We start from the raw sequence: 17,047 nt of genomic DNA on the forward strand, positions 1-17,047 counted from the left end.
GATGGCACCGCTTCTGCGCGTCAGCGGGCTGTCCAAGCGCTTTGGCGAGATCGTGGTCGCCGACAATGTCAGCTTCGCGCTGGCGCGCGGCGAGTGCCTCGGCGTGATCGGCCCGAACGGCGCCGGCAAGAGCTCGCTGCTGAACCTGATCGTCGGCCTGCTCACGGCCGACGGCGGTTCGATCATGCTCGACGACAAGGAGATCACCGCGCTGCCGCCGCATCGCCGGGCGCGGATGGGGCTCGGGCGGGCGTTCCAGATTCCGCAGCCGTTCCCGCATCTGTCGGTCTATGAGAACGCGCTGATCGCGGCATCCTACGGCGCGGGCCTCACCGGCGAGGCGGCTTCAGATTGGACGATGGAAGTGTTGCAGCGGACCGGGCTCGACGCCAAGGCGGACAAGCTCGCGGGCGCCTTGCCGCTGATCGACCGCAAGCGGCTGGAATTCGCCAAGGCGCTGGCCTCGAAGCCGAAGCTGATCCTGCTCGACGAGATCGCCGCCGGGCTGACCGAGCCGGAGGTCGAGCGCCTTGTTGCCATCATCCAGTCGGTGAAGGCCGATCACGCCATGATCTGGATCGAGCACATTCCGCACGCGCTGCGCGCGGTGTCGGACCGCATCCTGGTGCTCGACTTTGGCCGCAAGGTGCTGGAGGGGCCGCCGGCCGAAGTGATGGACAGCGCGGTGGTGCGCGAGATCTACATGGGATTGAAGGCCGATGGCGTTGCTTGATGTGAACGGCCTGCAGATCTTCTACGGCGATCTGCAAGCCGTGTTCGACATGAACTTCACCGTCGCGGACGGCGAGGCGGTGGCGCTGGTCGGCGCCAACGGCGCCGGCAAGTCGACGTTCCTGAAGGCGCTGGTCGGTCTCAACGAGGAGCGGCGAGGGACGGTGCAGTTCGACGGCGTCGACATCTCGCAGATGCCGGCCGAAGAGGTGTCGCGGCTCGGCCTCATCATGGTGCCCGAGGGCCGCCTGTTGTTCGACTCGCTGACGATCGAGGAGAACCTGCTGATGGGCAGCGTCAACCGGCGCGAAGGGAGCTGGACCCTGCGGCGGGTGTTCGACCTGTTCCCGATCCTCGAGGAGCGGCGGCGGATGTTTCCCGGCCAGCTCTCCGGCGGCCAGCAGCAGATGGCGGCGATCGGCCGCGCGCTGATGTCGAATCCGCGGCTCCTCTTGTGCGACGAGATCTCGCTCGGGCTCGCTCCCGTCGTGGTCGAGCAGATCTACCGCTCCTTTGCCGACATCCGCCGCGAGGGCACCGCCGTCGTGCTCGTCGAGCAGGACGTCAAGCGAGCGCTCGCGACCTCGGAGCGGATCTATTGCCTGTTGAAGGGGCGGGTGTCGCTGACCGGCCCCGCGCAAGGCTTGCAGCCGGAGCAGCTGACGCACGCTTATTTCGGTAACTAGCCAGGATTGGCACGACATGATCTGGGTTGAGACATTGATCAACGGGGCCCTGCTCGGCGGGCTCTATGGGCTGCTCGGCATCGGGCTCGCGCTGGTGTTCGGCGTGATGCGCGTGGTCAACATCGCTCATGGCGAGTTCATGGTGCTGAGTGCGTTCTGCGCCGTGCTGTTCGCCAATCTGTTTCCGCAGGTCTCGCCGCTGTTGATGCTGATCCCGGTGATTGCGCTGTCCTTTGCGGTCGGATGGCTCTACCAGGCCGCCATCGTCAACCGCGTCGTGACGTCGCCCGATCCGCTGTCGCCGCTGCTCTTGACCTTCGGCGTCTCGGTGATACTGCGCAACGTCATGGTCGAGGTGTTCGGCGCCGACGTGCGCAGCCTCCAGGTCGGTGAGCTGTCGCGCGCCAGCCTCGAGATTGCCGGCCTCAACATCGGCATCATGCCGCTGCTGACGCTGGTGCTCGCCGCATTGCTGTTCATGGCGCTGCAGCTCGTGCTGCGTCATACCGAGTTCGGCCGGATCGTGCGTGCCACCGCCGACCGCCGCGACATCGTCCGGCTGTCCGGGATCAAGCCGGACCGGGTTTATAACTATGTCATGGGCCTGTCGCTCGCGCTCGGCGCAATCGGCGGCGTGCTGCTTGCGGTGCGCTCGAGCTTCACGCCGTTCTCGGGCGCAGAGCGGCTCCTGATCGCCTTCGAGGTCGTGGTGCTCGGCGGGCTCGGCTCGTTCTGGGGCGCGCTGCTCGGCGGCATCGCGCTCGGCATGGCGCAATTGATCGGGCTGAAAATTGATCCGAATGCCGGGCTGCTATACGCGCACCTCTTGTTCTTCATCATGCTGCTGATCCGCCCGTCGGGTCTCGTGTCGAGCAGGGTGTGACGCCGATGCCGACACGGACCATTCTTGCCGCCTCTGCCATCGTGCTCGTCGCGATGATTGCCGGCGCGCCCTTCGTGCTGAACGAGGGTTTTCTGCGGCTCGCGACCGAGTGCCTGCTGCTGCTGACGATGGCGCAGATGTGGAACCTGCTGGCGGGCTATGCCGGGCTGGTGTCGCTCGGCCACCAGGTATTCATCGCGTTCGGCGCCTATGCGCTGTTCCTGACTTCCGGCTGGCTCGAGGTCACGCCGATCTGGGTGCTGCCGGTCGCGCCGCTGGTGGCGGGCGCGGTTGCGGCGATCATCGCCTTTCCGCTGTTTCGCTTGCGCGACGCCTATTTCTCGATCGCGATGTGGGTGTTCGCCGAGATCATCGGCGCGTTCACGATGAAGTCGCAGGCCGTCGGCGGCACATCGGGCGTGCCGCTCGCGACCAGCAAGCTGATCGATTTCGACTGGTTCGAGCCGACCATGTTCTGGCTCGCCGGCGGCCTCACGCTCGTCACCATCGCGGCGCTGTACAGGATGATGACGTCGAGCTTCGGGCTCGGGCTGATGAGCGTGCGCGACAATGATCTTGCCGCGATGAGCGTCGGCGTCGACGTCCGGCACAATCGTTTCGTCGCCTTCGTGCTCTCGGCGGCGGGATGCGGGCTGGCCGGCGCGCTCAGCTTCATGGGCAATCTGTTCATCGCGCCGCTCGCGGCCTTCGACGTCAACTGGTCCGTCTACATGATGTTCATCGTGATCATCGGCGGTATCGGAACCCTGGAAGGCCCGATCCTCGGCGTCATCATCTTCTTCGGCCTGCGCGAACTGATGACCGGACCGCTCGGGCTGTCCGGCGGCTGGTATCTGGTCGGGCTCGGCATCATCGCCGTCGTGGTGATGATCGTGGCGCCGCGCGGCATCTGGCCGGCCTTGCGCGATCGCATCGGCGTGCGGCTGCTCGATGTCCACCGCGCCGCGCCACGCCCGGCCGCGGCCGCGATCCTGCCGGCGGCGTCGGAACAGGTTACCGGATGAGGCGGGCCTTCACGTCGCCACCGTTGCTTGTATTCTGACGGTTCTGGCTTTGAGTGGAGGGCGGAATGGCTCTGATTTTCAGGCATGGCGTATCGGCAGTGGCCGGTCTGATGGTCGCGACATTGGCGGCGCCGCTGCCGGCGCAGGCCGAGCGCCGGATGTGGCCGCAGGCGGCCGCAACGCACCCGATGGACGGGCTCACCACCGACGAAATCCGCTCGGTCTCCGATATCCTTCGCAGCGCCGGCAAGCTCGACGATTCGGCGCGGGTCGTCTCGATGTCGGTCGAGGAGGATCCCAAGGACGAGGTGCGGGCGTGGAAGCCCGGACAGCCATTCACGCGCCGGGCCAGCGCCACGCTGTTGAGCGGCGGGCATCTCTACGAGGCGCATATCGATCTCGCCGCGCGGAGCCTGCTCGGCTGGCAGGAAGTCAGGGATCATGAGGCCGCGTTGACCATCGACGAGCTGATCTCCGCCGGCGACCTGCCGAAGCAGGACCCGCGCTGGATCGCCGCGATGGCCAAGCGCGGCATCACTGATTTCCGCAACGTGATGTGTCTGCCGCTGACGGTCGGGCCGGTGAGCGACCCGGCCCTGAGGGGTCGCCGCCTGCTCAACGTTCCCTGTGTCGACACCACGGGCGCCGCCAACAATCTCTGGGGCAAGCCGATCGAGAACCTGTTCGCCCAGGTCGATCTCAAGAGCAAGACGGTGCTGTCGGTGACCGATCTCGGCGTGGTGCCGCCACCGCCGCAGACGCCCTCGCACGCCTATGCCGACTCCGGAACATATCGCAAGCCGCCGAAGCCGATCGAAATCGCAGCGCCCGAGGGCAGCAATGTGAAGGTGGAGGGCGGCCAGGTCCGCTGGGACAACTGGTCGTTCCACGTCCGCCTCGAGCCGCGCGTCGGCGCCGTGCTGTCGCTGATCCGCTACGATGACCACGGCACGCTCCGCGACATCGCCTACCAGATCTCCGCGAGCGAGATGTTCGTGCCCTATATGGATCCTGCGCCGACCTGGTCGTTCCGCGCCTATATGGATATCGGCGAGTACGGTTTTGGCGTGCTCTCCAGCGAATTGCAGCGCGGCGTGGATTGTCCCGAAGGCGCGCATTATCTCGACCTGACGATCTCGGATACCAAGGGCGCGCCGGTCGTGTCCAAGGGCGCGGTCTGCATCTTCGAGCGCCCGACCGGCGATCCGATCTGGCGCCACAGCGAGCTGATCAACAACACCGCCGAGGTGCGGCCGAACAACGAGCTGGTGGTGCGGATGGCGCCGGTGGTCGGCAATTACGACTATCTGGTGGACTACGTGTTCGACCGTGCCGGCAATATCGACGTGCGGCTCGGCGCCTACGGCATCGACGCGACCAAGGGCGTCGCGAGCAAGACACTGAGCGACCCGACGGCTGCGCAGGATACCGCCTTTGGGACGCTGGTCGACGAACGGCTGCTCGCGGTCAATCACGATCACTACATGACGTTTCGGATCGACATGGACGTCGACGGCACCTCGAACCGGCTGGTCGAGGATCGCTTCAATGTCCGCCGGCTGGAGCAGGGTCAGCGCAAGAGCCTCTGGCAGGTCGACACCAGGCCGGTTGCGACCGAAGGGCCGATCACGATGCCGCTGAACGCGGCGCAGTTCAGGATCGAGAGCACGGGCAAGACCAATAGCCGCGGCTATCGCACGAGCTATCAGCTGATGCCCGGTCACTCCGACGTCTCGCTGCTCGCCAAGGACGATCCGATCCAGCTGCGCGCCGGTTTCAGCGCCTACACGCTGTGGACCTCGGCCTACGCCAAGGACGAGCGCTACGCTGCGGGCATGTATCCGAACGGAAACCCCGAGGTCGACGGCCTGCCGAAATGGACCGCGGCGAAGCGGCCGATCGAGGACCGCGACCTCGTGCTGTGGTATACGGTCGGCTTCCGCCACGTGCCGCGCGCCGAGGATTGGCCGGTCATGCCCGGCCTGTGGCATGGCTTCCGGCTGCGTCCGTTCAACTTCTTCGATCGCAATCCCGCGCTCGACGTGCCGCCGATGGTGAATGCCAGGGAGACGAAATGAGCGGCCGCGCGCATCGCATCGGAGCGGTGGCCGGCGCGCTGCTGGCGTTGCTCGCGATAGGATCGGCCGCTGCCGGCGTGGCGGCTGAAAGCAGGGTTGACGATGCGTCCTTGCTCTATCTGAGCAGTAGCGACTGGGAACGACAGTCTGCACCGCGCAAGGTGGCGCTGGCGGCCGATTTCATGCGCATCTTCTGCACCGACCAGCGCATGTCGGCCATATCGCTGGCCGATTGCCTCGACCGCGACAAGGCGGATGGCGCGCTGTTCGAGCGCGCCATGACTTGTGTGAGTGCGCTGTCAGGAAGCCGCTGAGAGGCCGGCGTCGATCCCTTCGGCGATCCGCCTCACGTCGGTCGACGTCAGGATCAGGGGCGGCGACAGGATCAGGTTGTTGCCGGAGACGCGCAGCATCACGCCGGCCTCGTAGGCGGCATCGGCGACCTTTGCCATCGTCTTCTTGTCGGCTGGCTTCTTGCTGTCGCGATCGGCGACCAGCTCGATCGCGGCCATCAAACCCTTGCCCCTGACGTCGCCGACCAGCGCATGCTTCGCCTTGAGCGCGGCGAGCGCCCGCGAAAGCTCCTCGCCGCGCGCGGCGGCATTCTCGTCAAGCTTGAGGCGACGGGTCTCGGCGAGCGCCGCGAGACCTGCGGCGCAGCCGACCGGATGACCGGAATAGGTGTAGCCGTGGCCGATCGAGCCGAACGTGGTCGTGTCGGCCTCGAAGGCCTCCGCGATCTGCTCGCCGATCAGCGTCGCGCCGAGCGGGAAATAGCCTGACGTGATCGCCTTGGCCATCGTCATCATGTCGGGCTTCACGTCCCAGAGCCGCGAACCCGACCACGCGCCGGTGCGCCCGAAGCCGGTGACGACCTCGTCCGCGATCATCAGGATGCCGTGACGGTCGCAGATCTCGCGCACGAGCTTCATGAAGCTGTCCGGCGGCACGATCACGCCGCCGGCCCCAAGCACCGGCTCCATGATGAAGGCCGCGATGGTGTCGGCGCCCTGGAACGCGATCTCCTCCTCCATCGCCGCTGCGCACAGCTGCGCGAGTCTTGCGGGATCGGTCTCGCTGAAGGGATTGCGGTAGGTCGATGGCGCGGGGATGTGGAACACGCCGGGCAGCATCGGCTCGTAGTTGCGGCGGAAATTGGCGTTGCCGTTGACGGAGGCGCCGCCGAAATGGGTGCCGTGGTAGCCCTTCTTCAGCGCCAGGAACTTGGTGCGGTCGGCCTGGCCCTTGATCTTCCAGTATTGCCGCGCGAGCCGCAGTGCGGTCTCGACCGAGTCCGATCCGCCCGAGGTGAAGAAGGCGCGCACCATGCCTTCCGGCTTGAACCATTCGGTGAGCTCGTAGGCGAGCTCGATCGAGGGGCCGCTCGAGGTGCCGCGGAAGCCCGAATAATACGGCAGCGCGCTGAGCTGGTCCGCGATCGCCTGCTTGATCGGATCGCAGCTGTAGCCGAGATTGACATTCCACAACCCGCCGACCGCATCGATCACGGTCTTGCCGTCGATATCGGTAACTTCAACGCCTTCGCCTTTCATCACGATCCGCGGCGGCTGCGCCCGCATTTCGGCGGGATGGGCCATCGGGTGCCAGATCGGCTTGGCGTTGTTCTCAACCAGGAAGTTTCTGTCGCGCATGATCGTTCCCTGTCCGGCTGGAGCCTTTTTCCGTTCCGATGGAATCGGGACGGGGCTCCAGATTCTAGTTTTGATGCGCTTTCTTCACGCGAACCGGTACTCGCTTCGCTCGAAAGCGCTTTAGTCGAATTGCAGCCCGAAATGCCGCAGCGCCTCGCTGTAGGACGTGGCAGGATTGCGCACATCGAACAGCACCGTGCGCATGTTGCATGCGGCGGCGCCTGCGATGTTGCGGCGCTGGTCGTCAACGAAGACGCAATTGTCTGCCTCCAGCGCCAGTTCGTCCAGCACGCTTTGGTAGGCGCGAGGGTCGGGTTTCAAGATCCCGGTATGCGTGGCATCGACGATGGTGTCGAAGCGCTTGAGGATAGAAAGACGGCTGCGGAAATCGGCACCGTAGAACAGGTCGAGCTCGTTCGAGAGAATGGCGAGGCGCAACCCGGCATCGGCGGCGAGGGTGATCGCGCGCGCTGCCTCGGGGCGGATCACGGTGTCGGGATCGGCGCCGCGCGCGCGCTTCACGAAGGTCTCCATGTCGCGCCAGTCCTCGCCGACCAGGCGCCCGACCTCGCGGCTGCGGGTCAGCCAGTAGTCGCGCTCAGAAATTTCGCCACGCTGCATGGAAGTCCAGAGCGGATCGCTGTCGGGCGCGAACGGTCCGAGCCATTTCAGTGTGCACGGGGCGAGCCCGAGCGTACGCTCGGTCAGGTCATGGGTCTCGAACAATGTCTTCGAGATCACCCCGCCGAAGTCGAGCACCAGCGCCTGGGCAAGCTGCCTCCTCATGCGGCAGCCGTGGTGCGGCCGCGAGGGACAATGCCGGCAGCGACCCATCGGTCGAAGATACCGAGCACCGTTTCGTTGAATGCCGCGCTGTTGATGTGATCCTTGATCTCGTGCAGTTCGACCGGCGCCTTGATCGCCGACCGCATGGCGTCGACGAAGGCGGCGAGGGCGTCGGGATCGTGCAAGGCTTCGCCTTCGCGATCCCATTGCTGGATGCCGCCGGCGGGCAGCACGAAGGCAACGGGAGCGCTAGCCTGGGACAGTTTCTCGGCAATCGCGCGGGCGATCCGTTGGCGATCAGTGGATCCCGACGTTGCCGACGCAAGCAGCCGGTTATGCGCGTGGAATGGACGATCCGACACCTCGTTCGGAACCCCAAGCCATGCCGGGAAGTCGACCATGTCGATCGCCCCGGGCGCGACGATCTGGGGAATGCCGGCTCTGCCCGCATTCTCCAGCCTGTCAGCGCCGGAATTGACCACCGAGCCGGTGAGCTGGTTGGCGACCTCCTGCAGGCTGAGGTCCAGCACCGCGGCAAAGCCACCTTGCGCGGCGATCGATTCCATCGCGCGGCCGCCCATGCCGGTGGTGTGGAAGACGACCACCTCGTAGCCGCGCCGTTCGAGCTGCGGCTTGAGCTCGACCATATAGCGCAGGCAGCTCTTGCCGAGCGAGGTGATCGCAACGACCGGCCGGTCCTTGCGCGGCTTGATTGCGCTTCTGGCGGCGCCGACGATCGCGCCGCAGGCTTGCGACAGCACGGCGGTGCAGGTGCCGTTGAGGCCGTAGAGGCCGCCGGCCCACAGGATCATCATCAGATCGGCGGCGACGCGCTCCGGCGGGATCAGATGCGAGAAGGCGACGGTCGAGACGATCAGCTTCGGCAGGCCGAGCGGCAGCGCCTGCGCGACGTCGAGCGCAAGGTCGGTGCCCATCGTGCCGCCGATCGCGATGACGCCGTCGATGGCATCGCGCTCCGCGAGCGCGCGCGCCAGATTGGCGGCGCCGACCGCCATCAGCGACATCGCGGAATTCTCGTCGCCGCTCGATGCGATCGCCTCTATCGTGGTCTGTGCGGCGGCCGCCACCGCGTGCTTGTCATGTGCCGCCTGGTACGGCGGATCGCCGAGCACACTGATGTCCATCATGATGGTTCGGCCACCGGCGCGCGCGATGCACTCGCTCATGAACAGCAGTTCGTCGGCCTTGGTGTCTCCCGTTCCGATCAGGAGAATGCGGGGATGCGTCATCTCGGGCATGACCTTCGGCTCGCCGGCAGGCGTAAGGGAGGGTGACAACCGGTTTGCATAACGCAGGCGGAGCGCTCGGCCATCGTGCGATCACGCTATGGGGACGGGCCTTGCCGTGACATCCACCTATCGGTTGATTGCTGCCAAAGCCTTGATTTGGCGAGGATTGCGCCGTGTCAGCGGTCTTGCTCGGAAGCCGCTTTTGTCATCGTCATAATGATCTCGCATGCAGCAAGCCCAGATCGATCGACTACGCGCGGCCGTCATTCCGGCCCAGCAGCTCTTCATCGGCGGCCGGCCGGCGCCGGCGATCAGCGAGGCACGGCTTGATGTCGTGTCGCCGATCGACGGCCAGGTATTGACCAGCATAGCTGACGGCGACGCGGCCGATGTCGACGCCGCGGTCAGACGCGCGCGGCAGGCCTTCGAGCAGGGCAGCTGGTCGCGCGCGGCGCCGGCGCAGCGCAAGAAGGTGTTGCTGCGATTCGCCGACCTCATCGAGCAGCACGCGCTCGAGATCGCGGTGCTCGGCGTGCGCGACAACGGCACCGAGATCGGCATGGCCTACAAGGCCGAACCGCTCTCGGCCGCCGGCACCATCCGTTACTACGCCGAGGCGATCGACAAGGTCTATGGCGAGATCGCGCCGACCTCAGGCGATGTGCTCGGGCTCGTGCATCGCGAGCCGCTTGGTGTCGTCGGTGTGATCGTGCCGTGGAATTTCCCGCTGATGATCGGAGCGTGGAAGATCGGCCCGGCGCTCGCCGCCGGAAATTCGGTCGTGGTCAAGCCGCCGGAGCTTGCGTCGCTGACGCTGCTGCGGCTTGCTGAGCTCGCCGCCGAGGCGGGGTTACCCGATGGCGTGCTCAACGTCGTCACCGGCCGCGGCTCATCCGCCGGCGAGGCGCTTGCGCTGCACATGGATGTCGATGTGCTCGCCTTCACCGGCTCGGGTGCGGTGGGCCGGCGTCTCCTGGAATGCTCGGCGCGATCGAACCTGAAACGTGTCCATCTCGAGCTTGGCGGCAAGTCGCCCAACATCGTGTTCGCCGATGCGCCCGACATCAGGCATGCGGCCAAGGTCTCGGCGAGCGGGATCTTCCGAAACTCCGGCCAGGTCTGCGTGGCCGGATCGCGGCTGCTGGTGCAGTCCTCGATCTACGATCGCTTCATGGCCGAGCTGCTCGACGCCACCGCCAAGCTCCGCGTCGGCGATCCCCTCGAACTGACCTCGGATATCGGCGCCATCTCAAGCAAAGCACAGTTGCGCAAGAATCTGGACGCCGTTGCCCACGTGGAAGCGCAGGGCGCGACGCGGCTGGTCGGCGGCGAGCAGATCCGCGTCGAGAGCGGCGGCAACTTCATGGCGCCTGCGATCCTCACCAAGGTGACGCCGACTATGCAGGTCTGGCGCGAGGAGGTGTTCGGCCCGGTGCTGGCAGTGACGCGGTTCGAGGGCGAGGAAGATGCCATAGCGCTCGCCAATGCGACCCCCTATGGGCTTGCGTCGGCGGTGTGGACCGCAAGTCTGTCGATGGCGCATCGCATGGTGCGCGCCATCAAGGCCGGCGTCGTGCACGTCAATGCCTATGGCGGCGCCGACATTACGGTGCCGCTCGGCGGCTTCAAGCAATCCGGTTTCGGACGCGACAAGTCGCTGCACGCCCTCGACGCCTATACCGACCTCAAGACCGCCTGGATCGCGCTATGACAGCTGCAACTGCCGAACGCGCCGGCGTTCTGAACCGACTGCTCGATGCCGAGCAGGAGCGCTTTCGCGCGCTGCACCCGCGATCGGCCGCGGCCTGGCAGGAGGGAAGGCAGCACTACCTTTACGGCGGCCCGTCGCACTGGATGCGGCGCTGGGCCGGCGGCTTCCCTGTTTACGCCGAGGAGGCGCAGGGCGCGCATATCAGGGACATCGACGGCCGCGACTACGTCGATTTCTGCCTTGGCGACACCGGCGGCATGTGCGGCCACGCGCCCGAGGCGGTGACCGAGGCCGCGCTTGCTCAGCTCAAGCGTGGCGCGACCATGATGCTGCCGACGGAAGACAGCGTTTGGGTCGGCGCCGAACTGTCCCGCCGCTTCGGTCCGAAATACTGGACACTGACGACGTCGGCGACCGACGCCAACCGCGCCGCGATCCGCATCTCGCGCATGATCACCGGCCGGCGCAAGGTGCTGGTGTTCTCCGGCTGCTATCACGGCGGCGTCGAGGAGGCGCATGTCGAGATCCGCGATGGCCGCGTCGGCTTGCGCAACATGATTCATCCCAACGGCATCGATCATGATGCCGTGAGCCGGGTCGTTGAATTCAACGATGTCGCCGGGCTGGAGGCCGCGCTTGCGCATGGCGACGTCGCCTGCGTGCTGACCGAGCCGCTGATGACGAATTTCGGCATGATCCCGGTCGATCCCGGTTTTCTCCGGGCGTTGCGTGACCTGACCCGCCGCGCCGGCACCGTCCTCATCATCGACGAGACCCACACGCTGTCCTGCGGGCCGGGCGGTTATACCGAGAGCCATGGGCTCGAGCCCGACATTTTCGTCGCGGGCAAGGCGATCGCGGGTGGCATCCCCGCCGGCGTGTTTGGCCTTGCCCACGAGATCGCCGAGCGGCTCTGGAAGATCGTCCCCCACGTCAATCCGCGCGAACGGCAGTCGGCGCATCTTGGATTCGGCGGCACGCTGGCCGGCAACGCGCTGACGGTCGCGACCATGCGCGCGGTGCTGGAGAAGGTGCTGACCTCTGCGAATTACGAGCGGATGATCGGGACCGCGACCTGGCTTGCGCAGGAAGCGCGCAGGCTGATCGCGGCGGCTGGTCTGCCCTGGCACGTCACGCAGATCGGCGCGCGCGCCGAGATCATGTTCATGCCGCAGCCGCCACGCAGCGGCGCCGACGTCATTGCCGGCCGGCAACCCAATCTCGAGACCCTGCTGCATGCGTTCTACATCAACGAGGGCATTCTGGTGACCCCGTTCCACACCATGCTGCTGATGTGTCCGGCGACGTCGGCGCGCGACGTCGACAAGCACACGGCGGTGTTGGCGCAGTTCATCGACTTGCTGCGCGGCGCGGGAGCGATCTGATGCAGGCGCTTCCGTTCAATCTTGACGGCCGGGTCGTCATCGTCACCGGCGGCGGCAGGGGGATCGGCGCGGCCATCGTGAGACGCCTCGCAGAGGCCGGCGCGACCGTGGTGATCGCCAACCGGACGCTTGATGTGGCCGAGGCGTTGGCGCGCGAACTTGTGGCCGATGGACGGTCAGCGCATTGCGTCCCGTTCGACCGGCTCGATCGCGGCGGCTTGCGGGCGATGGTCGATCGCGTCGCTGCTCAATATGGCCGGCTCGATATCGTCGTGCACAATGCCGGCGGCTGTCCGTGGTCATCGATTGAAGAGCTTGATGAAACGAAGCTCGAGGATACGCTGGCGCTGAACCTCAGCGCCAGCATCTGGCTTGCGCAAGCCGCAATTCCGCACATGCGTGCCGTCAGGTTCGGGCGCATCCTCGTGACGTCCTCGGTCTCCGCGCGCGTCGCGATGGGCGGCGGCGCGCATTACTCGGCGGCGAAAGCCGGCGTCAACGCATTCATCCGCGGCGCCGCCTTCGAGCTCGCGCGCGACGGCATTACGGTCAACGGCGTCGAGGCCGGCTTCATCGAAAAGCCGGGCCGCGGCACCATGAGCGCGGCGGAGAACAGGGCGAAGCTCGAGCGCTTCATTCCGATGGGGCACATGGGCAGCGCCGACGACATCGCCTGCGCGATGCTCTATCTCGCCTCCTCCGAGGCCAAATACGTTACCGGGCAGACCATCGTCGTCGACGGCGGCTCGACGCTGCCGGAAACCGGATTTGCCGTCGAACGGCAGTGGGGAGTCTAGATGGGCATGATCCTCTCGGAAAACCGGTTTCCACCTTTCCGGATCACGCCCTGATGCCGCGGCTCGACGGAAAGACGGCGTTGGTGACCGGCGCCGCCACGGGGATCGGCCGGGCGACGGCGGCGCTGCTGGCGTTGAGCGGTGCGCGCGTCGTGCTGTTCGGCCTCGGCGACGCCGACCTGCAGGCCGCAGCAGTGGAGTGCGGCGGGCAGGCGATCCATGGCGACGTCACAAAGCCTGACGACATCGCCAAGGCCGTCACCGCCTGCGGGGCGTGGCTCGACATCGTGGTCAACGCCGCCGGCCTGATCGTGCCGGATCAGCCCGCCAGCGTCTCCGACGAGGTCTGGGCCAAAACGCTCGACGTCAACCTCACGGGGACGATGCGCGTCTGTCGCGCGTCCCTGCCGCTGCTCCGGCAGCGCGGCGGAGCGATCGTGAACGTCGCATCGGTTGCCGCGTTCAATGCGAGCCCGGATAGCGCAAGCTACGCCGCCAGCAAGGCGGCCGTCGTCGCCTATACGCGCTCGCTGGCCTATGCGCACGGCGCCGACGGCATCCGCGCCAATGCGGTGGCGCCAGGCTGGGTGCGCACGCCGATGAGCGCCCATGAAATGCAGCTGCTTGCGGACCAGAACGGCACCACTGTCGATGCCGAGATTCGCGGCGTCGAACGACGCATTGCCCTGGGACGGATGGCCGAGCCCGCCGAGATCGCAGCGTGCTGCCTGTTCCTGGCCTCCGACGAGGCGTCCTTCGTGACCGGCGCGGTGCTGGTCGCCGATGGCGGCGGCCGCGCGCCGACGCAAAATCGCGCCGTCTAGAACAGTCGGCGAGCCGGTCACGAGGCAGGCGGCATCTTGATAACGACCGGCGGATTTGGCACTCTCGCGCGGTCACGTCATTCGATCGAGGGGCGTTATGAACAAGTCATTTTCCGTGATCATTGCCGCCGCCGCTTCCATCGTCGTTCTGTCTTCGACGGCGGCGCGATGCGGCGACTACTATCCGTTTGGCGATCCGCCGTACCGGCTGGACTACGTACAAGAGCCCCAGATCGTATCGGGCTGCTGGAAATGGAATTGGCAGCTGTACCAGTGGCAGGACTACTGCCCGGTCTACGTCAATCCGAAGGCGTATATGTTCTCGCGCTCGTCGCGCGCCGTGCTCCGCACCAAGGGGTGAGGAGAGTTCGGCTGCTTGAGGTGCTCTGCGTCACGCCCATTGGAGCGACGCAGAGCGCGCACTCATGAATGCGCGATGGTGCACGCCACCTGGTGGCGCTTGCCGAAGTTGAGCAGCGCGTTTTCCCGGAAGCCGTCCAGCCAGACGCCGCGGCCCGCATAGCGATAGCCGACGCCCATCGGAACGTGCCGCACATGGATGCCGCCACGGCCGGTGAGCAGGGAGGCCGTGACCACTTCGCCCTCGACCGACACAGCGCGCGGGCACAGCGGATATTGATGGCCGTTCTCACAGGTGAAGACGATCTCGGTGCAGGTCCCGACCGGTGCCTTTGTGACCAGACCAAGGTCCGCTGCCGCCGCCGGCCCGGAGTTGCCGAACAGCGTTGCACCCAACGCCAAAATGCCTGCGACCGTGTAGCCAAACCGAATACGCATCAGTGCCCCCTCGTCCAGCGATAGGCTAAGTAATTGAGGAAAATATCTCGCGCTAAATGAGCAAAAAAAACCACTAAGGTCAAACCTCTGCCCAGTGCGGTGCGGGGAGATCGGCCGGCGCCATTGCAAATGGCGTGTCAGGTGTTGCAAGTTTGCTGCAGTGGGTCTGAATTCGGCTGCAAGCTGGCCGGTAGCGTTAATGCACCTTTACTGGCCACAATTCGCCCTGCAAGTGGTGTGATGTATTGAGTCGTGTTCCGGAGATTGCTTCAATGAGCTGACCGGATCGCATCACGAACGTATTCGGACGGACATCGGGGGTGGGAATGGACTTCCGTGGTGGCATCGCACGTTCGCTACTGACCCTGATGATTGTCTCACTGCCTGCGCTGGCAGCTCATGCGCAGACTCAAGCTCCTCAACCGGCGAACGGCCGGGCCGCGGCAGCAGCGCCGGCTCAGGGCGATCAAGCCTTTTCTGGCCCGAGCTTCCGCAAAGGTCTGTGGCGCTTCGTGCGAACGCTCGATGTGGTCAGGACCGCCAACAAGAACTTCAAGTATCGGGTGGTCAACGCGGAGACGACGCGCTGCGTCGACCCGACCCACGCCATGAAGGCGACCTTTGCCTCGGGATCGATCGGAAGCTGCGTCTCGGACAAGCCGGAGAAGGTTGGCAATCAATACACCTTCGGACGCCGCTGCGATTACATGGGGACGGTCAGCACCGTCATCACCGTGCGCAGCGACGAGGCCTATACCGAGCTGAACGAGATCAGCACCGGAGAGCATCCCCGGACCGACACGGTCGTCGCGACAAGGATTGGCGACTGCGACGACGGTAGCGCGGCCAAGGTTGAGGCCAAGTCTGAGGGCAAGACTGATAAGTCCGTAGCGGCGGCTTTGCAGCACTAGCCGGCAATCGGACGGCGGGTGGCGGCGGACGAGGCGTCCATTCGTCCCCAACGGCGTAGACGCTGCGCTTCCTTTCGCGCCGAAGCTGTCCCGGCCTGAAGCAACCCGGCATTCACCGTGTTTGACGCAAGAGCTCGAGAGAGCTTCGAGCAAAGGCCAAGTATTTACGGGGTCTTAACACGAAATGCTCCTGAATGATGTGAGGTTGGACGTGCTTCAAGCGAAGTCACGCGATCCGCGTCAAGCGGCCGGTTAGGGATTCAATAAATGACATCGCGTGAGGGCTTCGCCCCGTCGAAGATCTTCGTATCCGCGCTTGGCGTCGTGACCGCGCTTTCCGTGTTCGTGCTCGCCGCCTCGAGCGCCATGGCGGAGGAGGGATTCAGCGGGCCGACCTTCCGAAAAGGAATGTGGCGCTTCGTGCGGACGCTGGAAATCGCCACGTCCTCGAACGTCCGACAAACGCTGCTCGCGCGCGAAATGACGCGCTGTGTCGACCCGACCCAGGCGATGAAGGCGACCTTCTCATCTCCGTCCGTTGGAAATTGCCACTCTTCGCGGCCGGAGAAGATCAACAACAAATACGTCTTCTCGAACCGCTGCGACTATCTCGGGCCGGTCAGCACTGTCATCACGGTTCTCAGCGACGAGGCCTATACCGAGGTCAACAAGACCAATGTTGGCCAGGCGCCGCGGACCGACCGTGTGGTTGCCCGCCGAATCAGCGATTGCCACGAGGATAGGGCTTCGCTCAGCCAGCCGGCCTCCGCACCGAGCGAGGTGCCGGAGCAGGACTCGGCCGACGGCGAGCCGCTCTAAGGCGGCCGGTCTGCGCGAGCCTTCAGGGCATCAGCTTTCCAGTCACCCGGTCAGATCTTTTGCTGGCCTCCCGGGCCGCCGACCTTGACGGTGATCTTCTGAATTTCGGTTCGGCCGCCCTGATACTTGACTTCGATGGTCAGGGCGTCGTCGCCGAGAAATTCCGGCGGCGCCTTGTAGAAGGCGACATAGGCTGGCACCTCGAGCGCCAGGCAGGCTTTGTAATTGGTGGCCTTCGCCTTCGCCGACTTCACTACAACCTTTCCGGCAACCGGTGCAGTGACCAGGCGGATGGTCGGCAGCGGCCCTGACGTGCAATCAGGTAACACGTTGAGGTAGAGGCCAATTTGGGTGTCCCGGTTGGCCAGGGCGCGAACCTGGCGCTCCACCGTGGTCTCCTGGGGGGCGGGTTGTGCAGGGGCTTGCGCGGCCGCCGCGCCGAAACAGCCCCAAATCAAGACAGCGGCACACGCCCGAAGAATCACCCGCATCGACTGCTGCTCCAAATCGCCGGGAAGGACGAACAGGGCCCGGGGAAATACTGCTTTCGAACAAGTTAATCCGGCTAAGCCGTTGTTCTTCCAGCTTCGACCTGTCCGATCTTTACCACACTTCAACGGAAAGCATTGATTAACCAAATACATTTCTTGACCGCGGGGAGGGTTAACAATAGCCTAAAACTAAATTTTTCTACAACTTTTCCTCTAATC

18 protein-coding genes are annotated in these 17,047 nt (G+C 65.4%); 13 read left to right on the top strand and 5 right to left on the bottom strand.

Going from position 1 to position 17,047, the window contains the following annotated elements; genetic code table 11:
* Window position 1: 1 nt before the first annotated feature.
* The 6 genes from XI02_RS17325 to XI02_RS17350 all read left to right on the top strand — a co-directional run bounded on the left by XI02_RS17325 (window position 2) and on the right by XI02_RS17350 (window position 5,718).
* Window positions 2–733: an ABC transporter ATP-binding protein gene (locus XI02_RS17325; protein WP_016845737.1), complete on the top strand. Its 732-nt coding sequence runs from the start codon at window positions 2–4 to the stop codon at window positions 731–733.
* The gene (locus XI02_RS17330; RefSeq protein WP_016845738.1) at window positions 720–1,418 is read left to right on the top strand and encodes an ABC transporter ATP-binding protein; all 699 of its coding nucleotides are present in this window, start codon (window positions 720–722) and stop codon (window positions 1,416–1,418) included. The genes XI02_RS17325 and XI02_RS17330 overlap by 14 nt, the downstream gene beginning before the upstream one ends.
* Before the next feature lie 16 nt (window positions 1,419–1,434).
* Complete coding sequence (locus XI02_RS17335; RefSeq protein WP_172648113.1) at window positions 1,435–2,301, top strand: branched-chain amino acid ABC transporter permease; 867 nt, start codon at window positions 1,435–1,437, stop codon at window positions 2,299–2,301.
* Window positions 2,302–2,306: 5 nt separating this feature from the next.
* Complete coding sequence (locus XI02_RS17340) at window positions 2,307–3,326, top strand: branched-chain amino acid ABC transporter permease (protein WP_051110151.1); 1,020 nt, start codon at window positions 2,307–2,309, stop codon at window positions 3,324–3,326.
* Window positions 3,327–3,391: 65 nt separating this feature from the next.
* The gene (locus XI02_RS17345; protein WP_080650346.1) at window positions 3,392–5,404 is read left to right on the top strand and encodes a hypothetical protein; all 2,013 of its coding nucleotides are present in this window, start codon (window positions 3,392–3,394) and stop codon (window positions 5,402–5,404) included.
* Complete coding sequence (locus XI02_RS17350) at window positions 5,401–5,718, top strand: hypothetical protein (protein ID WP_018270865.1); 318 nt, start codon at window positions 5,401–5,403, stop codon at window positions 5,716–5,718. Before XI02_RS17345 ends, XI02_RS17350 begins: the two co-directional genes overlap by 4 nt.
* Here the strand turns inward: XI02_RS17350 and XI02_RS17355 are convergent.
* From XI02_RS17355 to XI02_RS17365, 3 genes are all read right to left on the bottom strand, one after another.
* On the bottom strand, window positions 5,704–7,056 hold the full coding sequence (locus tag XI02_RS17355) for an aminotransferase class III-fold pyridoxal phosphate-dependent enzyme (protein WP_018270866.1): 1,353 nt from the start codon (window positions 7,054–7,056) through the stop codon (window positions 5,704–5,706). The two genes, XI02_RS17350 and XI02_RS17355, sit on opposite strands and share 15 nt — an antisense overlap.
* Window positions 7,057–7,176: 120 nt before the next feature.
* Window positions 7,177–7,842, bottom strand: a complete 666-nt coding sequence (locus XI02_RS17360) for an HAD family hydrolase (protein ID WP_018270867.1) — start codon at window positions 7,840–7,842, stop codon at window positions 7,177–7,179.
* Window positions 7,839–9,101, bottom strand: coding sequence for a Tm-1-like ATP-binding domain-containing protein (locus XI02_RS17365; RefSeq protein ID WP_018270868.1), 1,263 nt, complete (start codon window positions 9,099–9,101; stop codon window positions 7,839–7,841). Before XI02_RS17365 ends, XI02_RS17360 begins: the two co-directional genes overlap by 4 nt.
* A gap of 217 nt (window positions 9,102–9,318) precedes the next feature.
* Between XI02_RS17365 and XI02_RS17370 the strand changes: the two genes are divergently transcribed.
* The 5 genes from XI02_RS17370 (at window position 9,319) to XI02_RS17390 (ending at window position 14,170) form a co-directional block, all read left to right on the top strand.
* Window positions 9,319–10,803, top strand: coding sequence for an aldehyde dehydrogenase (locus tag XI02_RS17370; protein WP_172648112.1), 1,485 nt, complete (start codon window positions 9,319–9,321; stop codon window positions 10,801–10,803).
* Window positions 10,800–12,188 carry a transaminase gene (locus tag XI02_RS17375; RefSeq protein ID WP_018270870.1) on the top strand — a complete coding sequence of 463 codons (1,389 nt, stop codon included), beginning with the start codon at window positions 10,800–10,802 and terminating at the stop codon, window positions 12,186–12,188. Before XI02_RS17370 ends, XI02_RS17375 begins: the two co-directional genes overlap by 4 nt.
* Window positions 12,188–12,985 carry an SDR family oxidoreductase gene (locus tag XI02_RS17380; RefSeq protein ID WP_018270871.1) on the top strand — a complete coding sequence of 266 codons (798 nt, stop codon included), beginning with the start codon at window positions 12,188–12,190 and terminating at the stop codon, window positions 12,983–12,985. The genes XI02_RS17375 and XI02_RS17380 overlap by 1 nt, the downstream gene beginning before the upstream one ends.
* Before the next feature lie 53 nt (window positions 12,986–13,038).
* Window positions 13,039–13,809, top strand: coding sequence for an SDR family NAD(P)-dependent oxidoreductase (locus XI02_RS17385; protein ID WP_018270872.1), 771 nt, complete (start codon window positions 13,039–13,041; stop codon window positions 13,807–13,809).
* 97 nt (window positions 13,810–13,906) lie between these two features.
* Window positions 13,907–14,170, top strand: coding sequence for a hypothetical protein (locus XI02_RS17390; protein WP_018270873.1), 264 nt, complete (start codon window positions 13,907–13,909; stop codon window positions 14,168–14,170).
* A 62-nt stretch (window positions 14,171–14,232) separates the two neighbouring features.
* Here the strand turns inward: XI02_RS17390 and XI02_RS17395 are convergent, their stop codons facing one another.
* Window positions 14,233–14,607 (bottom strand): hypothetical protein, encoded by a 375-nt coding sequence (locus XI02_RS17395; RefSeq protein WP_016845748.1) that lies wholly within the window; start codon window positions 14,605–14,607, stop codon window positions 14,233–14,235.
* 326 nt (window positions 14,608–14,933) lie between these two features.
* Here XI02_RS17395 and XI02_RS17400 point away from each other — a divergent pair, with 326 nt between their 5' ends.
* Together XI02_RS17400 and XI02_RS17405 are read left to right on the top strand one after the other, a co-directional pair.
* The gene (locus tag XI02_RS17400) at window positions 14,934–15,518 is read left to right on the top strand and encodes a DUF3617 family protein (protein ID WP_018270874.1); all 585 of its coding nucleotides are present in this window, start codon (window positions 14,934–14,936) and stop codon (window positions 15,516–15,518) included.
* A gap of 267 nt (window positions 15,519–15,785) precedes the next feature.
* A complete protein-coding gene (locus tag XI02_RS17405) occupies window positions 15,786–16,337 on the top strand; it encodes a DUF3617 family protein (protein ID WP_018270875.1) in 552 nt (183 codons plus the stop codon).
* A gap of 50 nt (window positions 16,338–16,387) precedes the next feature.
* Here the strand turns inward: XI02_RS17405 and XI02_RS45400 are convergent, their stop codons facing one another.
* Window positions 16,388–16,828 carry a hypothetical protein gene (locus XI02_RS45400; protein ID WP_244620856.1) on the bottom strand — a complete coding sequence of 147 codons (441 nt, stop codon included), beginning with the start codon at window positions 16,826–16,828 and terminating at the stop codon, window positions 16,388–16,390.
* Between the last annotated feature and the right edge of the window lie 219 nt (window positions 16,829–17,047).

It is taken from the genome of Bradyrhizobium sp. CCBAU 21365 (assembly GCF_015291305.1).
Classification (GTDB): domain Bacteria; phylum Pseudomonadota; class Alphaproteobacteria; order Rhizobiales; family Xanthobacteraceae; genus Bradyrhizobium; species Bradyrhizobium elkanii.